Source organism: Pseudoalteromonas sp. AWH4_217, assembly GCF_056161105.1.
In genome coordinates this window covers 197,220-211,979 of the sequence record NZ_JBSWYM010000010.1, presented here as the reverse complement: position 1 = coordinate 211,979, position 14,760 = coordinate 197,220, and the positions used below count along the sequence as shown (strand labels likewise).

12 protein-coding genes are annotated in these 14,760 nt (G+C 50.6%); 9 read left to right on the top strand and 3 right to left on the bottom strand.

Annotated elements, in window-relative coordinates:
* The 3 genes from ACXAH1_RS14435 to ACXAH1_RS14425 form a co-directional block, all read right to left on the bottom strand.
* The gene (locus ACXAH1_RS14435) at window positions 1–1,158 is read right to left on the bottom strand and encodes an acyl-CoA dehydrogenase family protein (protein WP_475197596.1); all 1,158 of its coding nucleotides are present in this window, start codon (window positions 1,156–1,158) and stop codon (window positions 1–3) included.
* A 132-nt stretch (window positions 1,159–1,290) separates the two neighbouring features.
* Window positions 1,291–2,781 (bottom strand): CoA-acylating methylmalonate-semialdehyde dehydrogenase, encoded by a 1,491-nt coding sequence (locus ACXAH1_RS14430; RefSeq protein ID WP_475197595.1) that lies wholly within the window; start codon window positions 2,779–2,781, stop codon window positions 1,291–1,293.
* Between the two features lie 69 nt (window positions 2,782–2,850).
* The gene (locus tag ACXAH1_RS14425; RefSeq protein ID WP_475197594.1) at window positions 2,851–4,029 is read right to left on the bottom strand and encodes an acetyl-CoA C-acyltransferase; all 1,179 of its coding nucleotides are present in this window, start codon (window positions 4,027–4,029) and stop codon (window positions 2,851–2,853) included.
* A 396-nt stretch (window positions 4,030–4,425) separates the two neighbouring features.
* Here ACXAH1_RS14425 and ACXAH1_RS14420 point away from each other — a divergent pair, with 396 nt between their 5' ends.
* The 9 genes from ACXAH1_RS14420 to ACXAH1_RS14380 all read left to right on the top strand — a co-directional run bounded on the left by ACXAH1_RS14420 (window position 4,426) and on the right by ACXAH1_RS14380 (window position 14,734).
* On the top strand, window positions 4,426–4,818 hold the full coding sequence (locus ACXAH1_RS14420) for a MerR family transcriptional regulator (RefSeq protein WP_054016870.1): 393 nt from the start codon (window positions 4,426–4,428) through the stop codon (window positions 4,816–4,818).
* A 78-nt stretch (window positions 4,819–4,896) separates the two neighbouring features.
* Window positions 4,897–6,072 carry an isovaleryl-CoA dehydrogenase gene (locus ACXAH1_RS14415; protein WP_475197592.1) on the top strand — a complete coding sequence of 392 codons (1,176 nt, stop codon included), beginning with the start codon at window positions 4,897–4,899 and terminating at the stop codon, window positions 6,070–6,072.
* Between the two features lie 9 nt (window positions 6,073–6,081).
* Window positions 6,082–7,689, top strand: a complete 1,608-nt coding sequence (locus tag ACXAH1_RS14410) for a carboxyl transferase domain-containing protein (protein WP_054016868.1) — start codon at window positions 6,082–6,084, stop codon at window positions 7,687–7,689.
* Between the two features lie 9 nt (window positions 7,690–7,698).
* Window positions 7,699–8,481, top strand: coding sequence for an enoyl-CoA hydratase/isomerase family protein (locus ACXAH1_RS14405; RefSeq protein ID WP_475197591.1), 783 nt, complete (start codon window positions 7,699–7,701; stop codon window positions 8,479–8,481).
* A gap of 10 nt (window positions 8,482–8,491) precedes the next feature.
* Window positions 8,492–10,435 carry an acetyl/propionyl/methylcrotonyl-CoA carboxylase subunit alpha gene (locus tag ACXAH1_RS14400; protein ID WP_475197589.1) on the top strand — a complete coding sequence of 648 codons (1,944 nt, stop codon included), beginning with the start codon at window positions 8,492–8,494 and terminating at the stop codon, window positions 10,433–10,435.
* Between the two features lies 1 nt (window position 10,436).
* Complete coding sequence (locus ACXAH1_RS14395; protein ID WP_475197587.1) at window positions 10,437–11,345, top strand: hydroxymethylglutaryl-CoA lyase; 909 nt, start codon at window positions 10,437–10,439, stop codon at window positions 11,343–11,345.
* Window positions 11,346–11,380: 35 nt separating this feature from the next.
* Window positions 11,381–12,079, top strand: a complete 699-nt coding sequence (locus tag ACXAH1_RS14390; RefSeq protein WP_054016864.1) for a CoA transferase subunit A — start codon at window positions 11,381–11,383, stop codon at window positions 12,077–12,079.
* Window positions 12,080–12,089: 10 nt separating this feature from the next.
* Complete coding sequence (locus tag ACXAH1_RS14385) at window positions 12,090–12,752, top strand: CoA transferase subunit B (protein ID WP_010381523.1); 663 nt, start codon at window positions 12,090–12,092, stop codon at window positions 12,750–12,752.
* A 404-nt stretch (window positions 12,753–13,156) separates the two neighbouring features.
* Entirely contained in the window at window positions 13,157–14,734 is a 1,578-nt protein-coding gene (locus tag ACXAH1_RS14380) for a BCCT family transporter (RefSeq protein ID WP_475197584.1), read from the top strand.
* The last annotated feature ends 26 nt before the right edge of the window (window positions 14,735–14,760 follow it).

Below are 14,760 nucleotides of genomic sequence, written 5' to 3'. Positions count from 1 at the left end.
CTACAGTACGCTTGCAGCGCCTTCGGCTAGAATTCGGCGTGCAATGATCACCCGCATGATCTCATTGGTGCCTTCCAGGATTTGGTGAACGCGTACATCACGCAGGTGGCGCTCAAGTGGGTATTCTTTGATGTAGCCATAACCACCGTGGATCTGTAATGCATCATCACAAACCTTAGTACCAACGTCGGTGGCAAAGCGTTTAGCCATGGCACAGTAAGTGGTTTTTTCACTGTCGTTGCTGTCCAGTTTGAACGCAGCCAGACGGACCATCTGACGCGCTGCAACCAGTTCAGTATTCATATCGGCAATCTTAAACTGAAGTGCCTGGAATGCCGCCAGAGGCTTACCAAACTGCTGGCGCTCCTGCATGTATTCTTTGGCTGTGTTCAGTGCCTGTTGTGCAGTACCGATTGAACAGGTTGCAATATTAATACGTCCGCCATCCAGGCCCTGCATGGCAAATTTAAAGCCTTCGCCTTCTTTGCCCATCAGGTTAGCCGCCGGAATACGAACATTCTCGAATGTTACCAGGCGGGTTGGCTGGGCATTCCAGCCCATTTTCTCTTCGGCTTTACCATAGATAACGCCCTCGGCATCTGCCGGAACAACAAAGGCAGAAATGCCTTTCGGGCCGTCTTCACCAGTACGTGCCATCACCACCAGCACGTCGGTTTCACCGGCACCAGAGATAAACATTTTCGAGCCGTTCAGAACATACTCGCCACCTTCCAGTACCGCTTTGGTTTTCAGTGATGCCGCATCAGAGCCAGAGCCTGGTTCGGTCAGACAGTATGAAGCCAGCAGCTCACCCATCACCAATTGATCCATGTACTGATCTTTTACCGCCTGAGTGGCGAAGCTGGCAATCATCCAGGTGGCCATATTGTGTATGGTCAGCATTGCCGTTGTGGCCGTACAGCCCATCGACAATTGTTCAAAGATAATGCTTGAATCAAGACGCGACAGGCCCAGACCACCCGCTTCTTCCGGTGTGTATAGGCCACAAAAGCCCAGTTCACCGGCTTTTTTAATTACGTCTTTAGGGAAAATATGTTTCTGATCCCATTCGGCTGCATGGGGCGCCAGCTCGCTCATGGCAAACTGATAGGCGGTTTCGGCAAAAGCCTGTTGATCTTCGTTGAGATTAAAGTCCATAAAAGACCTCACTTGTTGTCATAGCGGGCGAAGTGATGATTCTGCCCGGCGTTATTCTTATGTACCTGAGCCTCAGGTATTACTGCGAGCGGCCCGGGCAAATGCCGGGCCGGATAGGTTAACTGACTGGCGTTATCGCAAGTTAATGCTCATATTCGGGCCCGTTACGGCCTCATCGGCAAACCAGCGTGAAGTAATGGTCTTGGTTTCTGTGTAGAAACGCACACCCTGTTTACCATAGGTGTGTTGGTCGCCATAGAAAGAGTTTTTCCAGCCGGTGAATGAGAAGAACGGCAGTGGCACAGGAATCGGAATATTGATGCCCACCTGACCTACTTCGATTTCATTCTGGAATTTACGTGCTGCAGCACCGCTTGCCGTGAACAAAGACGTACCGTTACCGTAAGGACTGTTATTAACCAGTTCAATGGCCTCTTCCAGGGTATCAACACAGACGCAGTTCAGTACGGGGCCAAAGATCTCCTGCTTATAGATATCCATGTCTGGTGTAACGTCTGTAAACAGCGTTGGACCAACCCAGTTACCATTTTCGTAGCCTTCAACCGTAAAGCCTGAGCCGTCCAGCAGACAAGTTGCACCTTGCTGTTTACCACTTTCTATCAGCGACAGAATACGTGCCTTTGCCTGAGCCGAGGTTTGCGGGCCATAAGCTGCTTCTGGGTCGTTCCACACACCCGGGCGTACTTTTTCAAGACCGGCTTTTAAATCGTCGATCCATTCTTTGGATTTACCAACGAACACGGCAACCGAGATACCCATACAACGCTGACCCGCGGCACCCACAGATGCACCGACCAGGTTATTAATGGTCTGCTCACGACTAGCATCTGGCATGATCACCATGTGGTTCTTCGCGCCGACACAAGCCTGAACACGTTTTAGATTCTCTGTGCCTTTGCTGTAGATATAAGAACCGACACCACACGAACCCACAAAAGAAATCGCGCGCACTTCTGGGGCAGTAAGGATTTGATCTACCTGCTCTTTCGCGCCGTGCACAACTTGTAGCACACCTTTTGGAGCACCAGCTTCTTCGAACAGCTCTACCAAACGCATAGGTGTTAATGGATCTTGCTCAGATGGCTTTAATACGAAGGTGTTACCACACACAATCGCCATAGGGAACATCCACAATGGGATCATCGCCGGGAAGTTAAACGGGGTAATACCCGCACATACGCCCAGCGGTTGAATATAAGAATAGGTGTCAATATTTCGGGCAACGTTCTCAACCGTTTCGCCCATCATCAGCGCCGGTGCATTTGCTGCCTGCTCAACGACTTCAATACCACGCCATACATCGCCTTTGGCATCTTCAAAGGTCTTACCAAGTTCATGACAGATGATAGTCGCAATTTCTTCCTGATGCTCTTTCAGCAATGCAGCATAACGCATCATGATACGTGCGCGCTCTGTCACCGGGACATTGCGCCAGGTTTTAAATGCTTCTTGTGCAGACGAAATAGCTGCTTGTACTTCATCATGTGTCGCGCATGGCACCTGCGCTAAAACTTCCTGATTCGCCGGATTAACGACATCTAGCCACTTGTCAGACTGAGACTGGGTAAATTCACCGTTGATGTATAATGGTACCTGGTGCATGTGCACTCCTCCCCCAATTAAAACGAAAAAGCGCCGCTTAATTATTGTCGTTGCGGCGCTATACTTAACTTAAACTTCGACGGCTAATGCCACCGCTTCACCACCACCGATACACAGTGAGGCAATGCCTTTTGATAAACCGCGATTGCGTAGTGCATGAATAAGCGTTACCAAAATACGTGCGCCGCTGGCACCGATTGGGTGACCCAGTGCACACGCACCACCATTCACGTTCACTTTGCTCTGATCCAGACCAAGCTCGTTGATAGCCAACATAGTCACCATAGCGAATGCTTCGTTGATCTCCCACAAATCGACGTCGTCTTTAGACCAGCCAGTTTGCTCAAGCAACTTGTTCATTGCACCAACAGGTGCCACGGTAAACTCAGCAGGAGCCTGAGAGTGTGTGGTGTGACCTGCAATCTTACACAGTGGTGTTAAACCGTGACGTTTCGCTTCTGATTCACTCATCAATACCAGCGCCGCTGCACCGTCAGAGATAGAAGACGAGTTCGCCGCAGTGATGGTGCCATCTTTTTTGAATGCCGGGCGCAGTGATGGGATCTTGTCCGGGCGCGCGTTACCAGGCTGCTCATCAATCGCTACTTCCACATCACCTTTACGGGTAGAAATGGTATGTGCAGCAATCTCATTATTAAAGCTGCCGTTTTCAATGGCCGCATTGGCTTTGCTCAGTGAGCTCAGCGCAAACTCGTCCATATTGTCACGAGTAATGCCGTACTCATCGGCCGTATCTTGTGCGAAGCAGCCCATGGCTTTGTTATCGTAAGCATCTTCCAGGCCATCTGCCATCATGTGATCTTTAATTTCACCATGACCCATACGCATACCACCACGCGCTTTCGGAATGAAGTATGGCGCATTAGTCATGCTCTCCATACCACCGGCGATGGCATTTTTAATACTGCCTGCTTTAATTAAGTCATGCGCGAACATCGCTGCTTTCAAGCCAGAGCCACAGACTTTATTGATTGTGGTGGCACCCGTTGAGCGAGCCAGACCTGCATGCAACATCGCCTGACGCGCTGGCGCCTGACCTAAACCGGCAGGCAGCACACAGCCCATGATCACTTCATCAATACTGGCATCTGACAGTCCAGTATCAGCCATCACAGCTTTAATTGCAGTGGCACCCAGGTCAGTTGCACTGGCACCAGAAAGACTGCCCATAAATCCACCCATAGGGGTACGTTTGGCAGCAACAATGACAACAGCTTCGTTACTCATTAAAAAAACTCCTGTTTACAAGCAAGTTGCTTGCTTTTAGTAATCTCTTACGTCGAGCATACCTAATATTTACGTTTACGCCAACGTAAATCTAAAATCAAGCAAATTGCGATCTCTGAAAGTGTAAAGTTAAGTTGCACATCGAGGTTGCCACTGGTGTGACTTACGATGTGTCGTCCTCCTCGCCAGTCAGTCTCGGATAACGCGACTATACTGCATTGTGACGTACCATCTGGAGTGCCTCAGCGGGTCTTCTGTAAGCAAAACGAATACCTAAAGTAGACCAGTATGAGCGGTTGCGATATGCGACTATAGGATGAAACAAACGCCATACTTTACCTTTACGTAAACTTCACTTATATTGGACAAATCAGTTTTGATGTAAGTGCGTAAACGATGCAAGACAACAAAGAACCAACTTATTCAATCAGCGAACTCGCCAAGGAGTTTGATATTACCACCCGAAGTATTCGGTTTTATGAAGATCAGGGATTACTTTCACCTGAACGCCATGGCCAGACCCGCATTTATTCTAAGCGCGACAAAGTGCGCCTGAAACTCATTCTGCGTGGCAAGCGATTGGGCTTTACCCTGGCAGAAACCGGTCGATTGTTTGAGCTTTACGACGCTGACAAATCAAGCGCCAAACAGCTTCATACTATGCTGCAACTGATCGAAGAAAAAAAGGCCGATCTGAGTCAGCAAATGGACGACATTAAAGTCGTCCTGATGGAGCTGGTGACAGCAGAACGTCGCTGTCTGGATACATTAAAGAATTTAGATGAATAGTGATTGAGCAATGTAGCACTTAATGCGAGTCGCGGCGAGTGCTTAATCAAGAATAACTCTCACACAGGATAACTACAGATGAGCACAGTATCACTTTATAAAGAACTTAACTTTGGCCTGGGCGAAACCGCGGACATGATCCGTGACCACGTCAATAGCTTTGCCAGCAGCGAAATCGCCCCACTGGCAGAAAAAACCGACGAAGAAAACGCTTTCCCAAATGAAATGTGGCCAAAGTTTGGTGACATGGGTCTGCTGGGCATCACAGTACCAGAAGAGTTCGGTGGCGCAAACATGGGCTATCTCGAGCATGTTATTGCGATGGAAGAGATCAGCCGTGCCAGCGCCTCTATCGGCTTGAGTTACGGTGCGCACTCAAACTTATGTGTCAACCAAATCAACCGCAATGGCAACCAGGCACAAAAAGAAAAGTACCTGACTAAACTGATCTCCGGCGAGCACATTGGCGCACTGGCGATGAGTGAGCCTAACTCGGGTTCAGATGTAGTATCTATGAAACTCAAAGCCGAGAAAAAAGGCGATAAGTTTATTCTTAACGGCAATAAAATGTGGATCACCAATGGTCCGGATGCCGACGTCTTTGTGATCTATGCAAAAACCGATTTAGAAGCCGGCCCGCGTGGTATCACGGCATTCATCGTTGAGAAAAACTTCCCGGGCTTCTCTACCGCACAAAAGCTGGACAAACTGGGCATGCGCGGCTCCAACACCTGTGAGTTGGTTTTTGAAAACTGTGAAGTGCCTGAAGAGAATATTCTGGGTAACTATAATGAAGGCGTAAAGGTCCTGATGAGTGGTCTGGATTATGAACGTGTGGTTCTGGCCGGTGGTCCACTTGGGATCATGCAGGCTTGTATGGATGTGGTCGTGCCTTATATCCACGAGCGTAAGCAGTTCAACCAGTCTATCGGCGAATTCCAGCTTGTACAGGGCAAAATCGCCGACATGTATACGCAAATGAATGCAGCACGCTCTTATGTCTATACAGTGGCTAAAGCCTGCGACCGTGGTGAAACCACCCGTAAAGATGCTGCTGGCGCAATTCTGTATGCAGCCGAGCTAGCGACTAAAATGGCGCTCGATGCAATTCAGTTGCTGGGCGGTAACGGTTATATCAATGAATATCCTACCGGACGCTTACTGCGTGATGCCAAACTGTATGAAATAGGCGCCGGCACGTCTGAGATCCGTCGTATGCTGATCGGTCGTGAGCTGTTCACCGAAAGCCGCTAAGGAGGCAGCATGACAGTACTAAACTCAAATGTTAATAGTCATGATCCGCAGTTTAAGGCAAACCAGGACGCTATGGCGTCTCTGGTTGCCGACCTCAATGATAAAGTCGCCACATTGTCTATGGGCGGCGGTGAAGCACTGATCGCTCGCCACCAGAGTCGTGGCAAGTTATTTGTCCGTGACCGCATTGAGCATCTGCTTGACGAGGGCTCTCCCTTTTTAGAGATCTCTCAGTTCGCCGCCTTCGGTGTGTATGAACAGGATATTCCCTGCGCTGGTGTCGTGGCCGGTATTGGCCGGGTAAAAGGCGTAGAGTGCATGATAGTAGCGAACGACGCGACTGTTAAAGGGGGCACCTATTTCCCGCTGACGGTGAAAAAGCACCTGCGCGCACAAGAAATTGCAGAACGTTGCCACCTGCCCTGCATTTATTTGGTTGACTCGGGCGGTGCAAACCTGCCGGAGCAGGATGAAGTATTCCCGGATAAACTGCACTTTGGCCGTATTTTCTATAACCAGGCGCGTATGTCTGCCAAAGGCATCCCGCAAATTGCCGTGGTGATGGGCCTGTGTACCGCCGGTGGTGCATACGTGCCAGCAATGGCCGATGAAAGTATCATAGTAAAAGAACAAGGGACGATTTTCCTTGCGGGCCCGCCGCTGGTAAAAGCGGCAACTGGTGAGGAAGTAAGCGCCGAAGATCTCGGTGGTGCCGATGTGCACTGTAAAGTATCCGGGGTTGCTGACCATTATGCGGAAAACGATGAGCACGCGCTGTCTATCGCCCGCCAATGTGTCTCCCGCCTCAATCACCAACGTCCTGTTCGCCCCGTTCTGAAAGACTTTAAAGCGCCTCGATACGATATCCGTGAGATATACGGCATCGTCGGGACGGACCTGAAAAAGCCGTTTGACGTACGCGAAGTCATTGCCCGTATCGTGGACGACTCACAGTTTGATGAATTCAAACGCTACTTTGGTGAAACCCTGGTTACCGGCTTTGCCGAAATTTATGGCCATCCGGTCGGGATAGTCGCCAATAACGGGATTTTATTCTCTGAGTCGGCGCAAAAAGGCGCCCACTTTATTCAGCTCTGTGCCCAGCGTAACATTCCGCTGCTGTTCTTGCAGAACATCACCGGCTTTATGGTAGGTCAAAAATACGAAGCAGAAGGTATTGCTAAACACGGCGCTAAAATGGTTACCGCGGTGTCTTGTGCAGACGTGCCGAAATTTACCGTGCTGATCGGTGGCTCTTATGGTGCCGGTAACTATGGCATGTGTGGCCGAGCGTATGAACCCACCATGATGTGGATGTGGCCAAATGCCCGTATCTCGGTCATGGGTGGCGAGCAGGCTGCCGGCGTACTGACACAGGTTCGTCAGGATGGTCTGGCGCGTAAAGGTCAGTCTATGAGTGATGAAGAAGTGGCTGAGTTCAAAAAGCCCATTGTTGAGCAATACGAAAAACAAGGCCACCCCTACTACGCCAGCGCACGCTTGTGGGACGATGGCATTATCGATCCTGCCGATACACGCACAGTGCTTGGTCTGGCGCTCGAAGCGGCTGCCAATGCACCTGAGCAGGATTCAAAATTCGGCATTTTCCGGATGTAAGGAGGCCCTATGTCAGTAACCTTAAATATCACCAAAGGTAAGGTGGCCGTGCTGGAACTTAGCCGCCCGGAAAAACACAATGCATTTAATGCCGAAGTCATAGCCGAATTAATCAAAAGCATTGAATACGCCAACGAGCTGGATATTCGTGCATTAGTTTTAAAAACCAATGGCAAGCACTTCTCTGCGGGTGCCGACCTGGCGTGGATGAAATCCATGGCTGGCAATAACTACGACGAGAACGTCGCTGATTCTATGGAGCTGGCCAAACTAATGAAAGTGCTGGCAAACAGCCCGCACCCAACAGTCTGCCTGGTTCAGGGCGCAGCATTTGGTGGTGCACTGGGCCTTATCGCCTGCTGTGACATCGCCGTTGCGACCCCGGATGCCAAATTTTGTCTGAGCGAAGTCAAGCTGGGACTTATCCCTGCTGTGATCAGCCCTTATGTGATCCGCGCCATTGGCGAGCGTCAGGCACGTCGCTATTTCCTCAGTGCTGAGATCTTTACTGCTGACAAAGCGCTGAGCATGGGCCTGATCCACGAAGTCGCCGAAGACTTAGCCGGTGCCGAATCTCACTTTATTGAAAGCCTGCTGAACAATGGTCCGGTGGCGGTCAAAAGTGCCAAGGCACTGATAGACGAAGTGGCTGGCCATGCCATAGACGACACACTGATTACACACACCGCAAAACGGATCGCTGAGATCCGCGTAAGCGAAGAAGGACAGGAAGGCCTGAGCGCCTTTTTCGACAAACGTGCCCCCGGCTGGCAAAACGCGGCCAGCAAGTAAGGAGTACACTATGTTAAAGAAAATTCTGATAGCCAACCGTGGCGAAATCGCCTGTCGCGTGATGCGCAGCGCCAAGCGCCTGGGCCTGAGCACCGTGGCGGTTTACTCCGATGCAGACGCCAATGCCATGCACGTACAACAGGCAGACGAGGCCTATCACATAGGTCCGGCGCCAAGTAAAGACTCCTACCTGGTTGCTGAGCGTATTCTGGACGTTGCTAAGCGTGCCGGTGCGGATTGTATCCATCCGGGCTATGGCTTTTTGTCTGAAAACGAAGCCTTTGCCCAAGCTTGTGAGCAGGCCGATATTGCCTTTATTGGTCCGCTGGCCAGTTCAATTGAAGCCATGGGCTCAAAAACCCGCGCCAAAGAGATCATGGCCGAGGCCAATGTACCTTTAGTGCCCGGCTATTACGGCAAGCAACAGGATACTGATTTTCTGGCTCAGGAAGCCGAGAAAGTGGGCTACCCGGTGCTGATTAAAGCCGCTTACGGTGGTGGCGGTAAAGGCATGCGCGTAGTGCGCGAAGCCAGCGAATTTATCAGCGCCCTTGAAGGCGCAAAGCGTGAGGCCGCAGCCAGTTTTGGTAATGACCTGGTGCTGCTGGAGCGCTTTGTCGATAAGCCGCGCCATGTTGAAGTACAAGTGTTTGCCGACAGCCATGGTAATTGCGTGTATCTGGGCGACCGCGACTGCTCATTGCAGCGCCGCCATCAAAAAGTCATAGAAGAAGCCCCTGCCCCGGATCTGAGTGCAGAGCTGCGCCGTGAAATGGGTGAAGCCGCCGTGCGCTGTGCCCAGGCTATCAACTACCGCGGTGCCGGTACCGTTGAGTTCTTACTGTGTGGTGACGAGTTCTTCTTTATGGAAATGAACACGCGTTTGCAAGTAGAACACCCGGTGACGGAAATGGTCACCGATCAGGATTTGGTTGAGTGGCAGATCCGCGTCGCCAACAATGAAGTACTGCCTCTGACCCAGGACGAAATCCGCCTCAGCGGTCACAGCTTTGAGGCGCGTATATACGCCGAAGATCCGCAGGAAAACTTTATGCCCTGCTCTGGCGTATTGTCCCATCTGGGCTTCCCACAAGCCAAAGACGGTGTGCGCATCGACACCGGTGTGCAACAAGGCGACGAGATCAGCCCCTTTTACGATCCAATGATCGCTAAGCTGATTGTGCATGGTCGAGATCGCCGCACTGCACTATTAAAATTACGCAGTGCACTGGCTGAGGTGCATCTGGCAGGTCTGAAGAGCAATATTGCCTTCTTACATCATCTGGCAGGCCACCCTGCATTCAGTACCACAGCACCGGATACCCACTTTATTGACACCCAAACCGAGACGCTGACGGCGTCTCAGGCGCCCAATGACTTATTGGTTTGTCTGGCCAGTGCGGCCTATCTGGCGCATCAGCAGGCTGAGAAAGTCACCTCGCCGTGGCAGCTGTCGGGCTTTAAGCTCAATCAGCCGCGTCGTCAGGTACTGCCATTTGCCGACCACCTGGTGGTAGCCGAAGCCAGTGGCAATCAGTGGCAGGTATTTTATCAGGATCTCGACCATACGATGGACGTACGCCTTGATGGTCACAGCCTGGTCGCCAACCTGGATGGCAAGCGCTTGCTGGCAGATGTGGTGATCACCGAAGAGCAAATCACAGTTATGTTTGGTCCTTACCAGTTTGATGTGGCGCTTAAGTCTAAACACTACGTCAGCGAACATGAGCATCAGGAAGCACCACTGGCTGCGCCACTTAACGGCACGGTCGTGAAACACCTGCAAAGCGTTGGTGCTCAGGTGAGCAAAGGCGATCCAGTGGTTGTCATCGAGGCAATGAAAATGGAATACACTTTGAATGCGCCGTTTGATGGCACGCTCACCAGCTATTGTTTCGACGAAGGCGAGCTGGTCAGCCACGGCGCAATGCTTGCGATTGTTGAGGAGGCCTGAAATGGCGAACTATCCTGCCCAGGTCAAAATAGTTGAAGTTGGTGCACGTGATGGCCTGCAAAATGAGTCCAGTGTATCGACCAGCGCGAAAATTGCGCTGGTCAATGCACTGGCCGACGCCGGTTTGAAACACATTGAGGCCGGGGCATTTGTCTCGCCAAAATGGGTGCCGCAAATGGCCGACTCCAGTGACGTCATCCAGGGCTTTGTGCGTCGTGATGGTGTAGAGATCAGCGCCCTTACGCCAAACCTCAAAGGTGCCGAGCTGGCGCTTGCCAATCAGGTTGACGAGTTTGCGATTTTTACCGCTGCCAGCGAAGCCTTTACACAAAAAAACATCAACTGCTCTATTGAAGAGAGTATTGAACGCTTCCGCCCTGTGGTCGAGCTTGCACAAAAAAACAACATCAAAGTCAGGGGCTACGTAAGCTGTGTGGTTGGCTGCCCGTATCAAGGAGAGGTCGAACCAGAGCAGGTTCTGGCGGTGTGTAAACAATTATTGGCATTGGGCTGCTACGAGATCAGTCTTGGCGATACCATAGGTGTGGGCACAGCCAACCAGGTCAGGCAGCTGCTAACGTTATTACTGTCACATATCCCAGCCGAGCGCCTTGCCGTGCACTTTCATGATACCTATGGTCAGGCTTTGGCAAACATACATACCGCACTGGAACTGGGTATTGCGACCATAGATTCCGCCGTTGCCGGACTGGGTGGTTGTCCCTATGCTAAGGGCGCGTCAGGAAATGTTGCCACTGAGGATGTTGTTTACTTGCTGCAAGGACTTGGCATCGATAGTGGAATTGATTTAGAAAGGCTTGCAAAAGCGGGCTGGCAGATTTGTGAGGCGCTGGATAAGGCGCCAGTAAGCAAGGTGTCTCTGGCGCTGAAAAACAGCTGTCAGTCATAACAACTGAAAAACAACGAACAACTAGGAGTGGGCTAATGGCCGGTTTCGATAAAGTAGTTTCAAGCTATGAAGCAGCAATGGAGGGCCTGAAAGATGGCGATACCATTATTGCAGGTGGCTTTGGATTATGTGGTATTCCAGAAGGGTTAATTGCAGAAATCAAGCGCAAACAAACCAAAGAGCTGACCGTCGTGTCAAACAACTGTGGTGTCGACGACTTTGGTCTGGGTATTTTGCTCCATGATCGTCAAATCAAAAAGATTATTGCTTCTTACGTGGGTGAGAATGCCCTGTTCGAGCAACAGTTGTTAGACGGTATTATCGACGTTGAATTGACTCCTCAGGGTACTTTGGCAGAGAAAATGCGCGCTGGCGGTGCGGGTATTCCGGGTTTTTATACGGCAACTGGCTATGGCACTCCGATTGCCGAGGGCAAAGAAGTCAAAGAATTCGATGGTCGCCCTTACATTCTTGAAGAGTCTATCACCGGCGAATTCGCCATTGTTAAAGCCTGGAAAGCTGACCGCTATGGCAATCTGGTATTTCGCCACACCGCGATGAACTTTAACCCAATGGCTGCAACGGCAGGTAAAATTACCGTTGCTGAGGTAGAAGAAATCGTAGAGCCAGGCGAACTGGAGCCAAGTGAGATCCACACTCCGGGGATCTATGTTAATCGCGTTATTCAGGGCAACTTTGAAAAACGCATCGAACGTGTCACAACCCGTAAGTAAGGAGATCACCATGGCTTTAACTCGTGAACAAATTGCAATGCGCGTGGCGCAAGAGCTTCAGGACGGTTATTACGTAAACCTGGGTATCGGTATTCCAACTCTGGTTGCCAACTACGTGCCTCAGGGTATCGAAGTAATGCTGCAGTCCGAAAACGGTCTGCTGGGCATGGGTCCATACCCAACGGAAGACCAGGTCGACGCAGACATGATCAATGCGGGTAAAGAAACCGTGACAGCAGCCACAGGTGCAGCTATTTTTAATAGTGCCGAAAGCTTTGCCATGATCCGGGGTGGTCATGTAGACTTGACGGTACTGGGTGCATTTGAAGTGGATCAGAACGGCAATATTGCCTCATGGATGATCCCGAAGAAGTTAATCAAAGGCATGGGTGGTGCAATGGACTTGGTTGCCGGCGCACAGAATATCGTGGTAACCATGACCCATGCCAGCAAGCACGGCGATTCAAAGTTACTGGAGTCTTGTACTCTGCCGCTCACCGGCGTGAACTGTGTGAAAAAGATCGTCACAGATTTAGCGGTGCTTGAAGTAAAAGATGGCGCGTTCCATTTGCTAGAGCGCGCACCGGGTGTTAGTGTAGACGAAATTATCAGCAAAACTGCAGGTAAGCTTATTGTAAATGGCGACATTCCTGAAATGCAGTTTGCCAGCTAAACAAGCACGGTCTGACACTATAATACCAACTATGTACCGACCTCATTCCCAGTGCCAAAGGCGCTGAGTTACCCAAAATCCCTCGCAAGAGGGATTTTTTTTGCCTGTTTACCCCTTAACTGGTGTGATTTTATTCAGTTGATAGCCCATTCATTTACTTTTATATTCTAGCGCTTACACTTATAAATTAAGACTTTTACGGCAAGGTGGTACACATACCCCGTTTTGGTTGGTTTATCTTAATTACATCGAAACGTCTTTTGGACGACAAGAAGACGATTGTAATGGCAAACCTTTGGCGTGCCCATTACCGCTGTAACTAACATAAACCCATCGCATGCAGTTTGCATCAAAGCCGGGTGTTATACCAATTTGCCATTTCATTTCTCAACTATGAGGTAACGATGGCAGACAATCACGATAAGTATAGTATCGATAATACTGACTATACCGTGGGCCAGGACAACGTACAAAAATGGGGGTTTGATGTTCATAACCCGGTTTTTGGCGTTAGTGCGGGCCTGATCTTATTATTTCTTATTGCAATCTTAGTAAGCGATGCAGAGTCAGCAAAGGCAACACTGGATGGCCTGAAGTGGAAAATCATCGGCGCATTCGATGCCGTCTTTATGTGGTCTGGCAATTTTTTTGTGTTGTTTTGTTTGGCGCTGGTGCTCTCTCCCTATGGCAAAATCCGTCTTGGTGGCCACTCGGCCAAACCTCAGTACACCACCCTCTCCTGGTTGGCCATGCTGTTCGCCGCAGGTATGGGTATAGGGCTGATGTTTTGGGGCGTTGCCGAACCGGTAGCCTACTACACTGGCTGGTTCAAAACGCCGCTCAATGTCACCCCCAACACACCTGAAGCTGCTGAGCTGGCCATGGGTGCCACTATGTATCACTGGGGCTTGCACCCCTGGGCGATTTACGCCGTTGTCGCGCTCTCTCTGGCTTTCTTTGCTTATAATAAGGGGCTACCGCTGTCTATCCGTTCTATTTTCTATCCGCTATTAGGTGACAGAGCCTGGGGCTGGCCCGGACACGTTATCGATATTCTGGCAGTGCTGGCCACCTTGTTTGGTCTTGCCACTTCGCTAGGCCTTGGCGCACAGCAAGCCAGTGCCGGGATCCAACATGTGTTTGGTATCGAGGCAGGCCTGGGACTGCAGATCATGGTGATAGTGGGTGTTACTTTGCTGGCCATCATTTCTGTGGTGCGGGGCATTGAGGGCGGCGTTAAGGTGCTCAGTAATACTAATATGCTGATCGCCTTTGCCCTGCTGCTGTTTGTAATGCTAGCCGGATTTGCTGTCGCGCTCGGCAATGTTCCCACCACCATAATGGCCTATGTGGAGAACATCATTCCATTAAGTAACCCGCACGGTCGTGACGATGAAGCCTGGTTCCAGGGCTGGACTGTGTTTTACTGGGCCTGGTGGATCTCCTGGTCACCGTTTGTCGGTATGTTCATTGCCCGCGTCTCTGAAGGCCGTACCATTCGTGAGTTTATCATTGCTGTGCTGCTTATCCCGACTTTAGTCACTACCTTGTGGATGTCGGTATACGGCGGTATCGCCATTGATCAGGTGAAATCTGGCATTGGCGCACTTGGCGAGAATGGTCTGACTCAGGTGCCGCTGGCTATGTTTGAAATGTTTGAGCAACTGCCATTGGGCGATCTGTTGTCATTTGTCGCTATTGTTTTGGTACTGGTGTTCTTTATCACCTCGTCGGACTCAGGTTCATTAGTGATAGACAGTATTACGGCCGGCGGTAAAATTGATGCCCCTATCCCACAACGGGTGTTCTGGGCCACAGTAGAAGGTGCTATCGCTGCGGCGCTGCTTTGGATCGGCGGCACAGAAGCAATACAAGCACTTCAGGCGGGCGCTATTTCAACCGGTCTGCCATTTACTGTGGTACTCCTGCTAATGTGCCTGAGTCTTATCCTGGGCTTGCGTACAGAAAAAACCAGCACGTAAACAGTTGAGTGACCAGCTGACCAGAG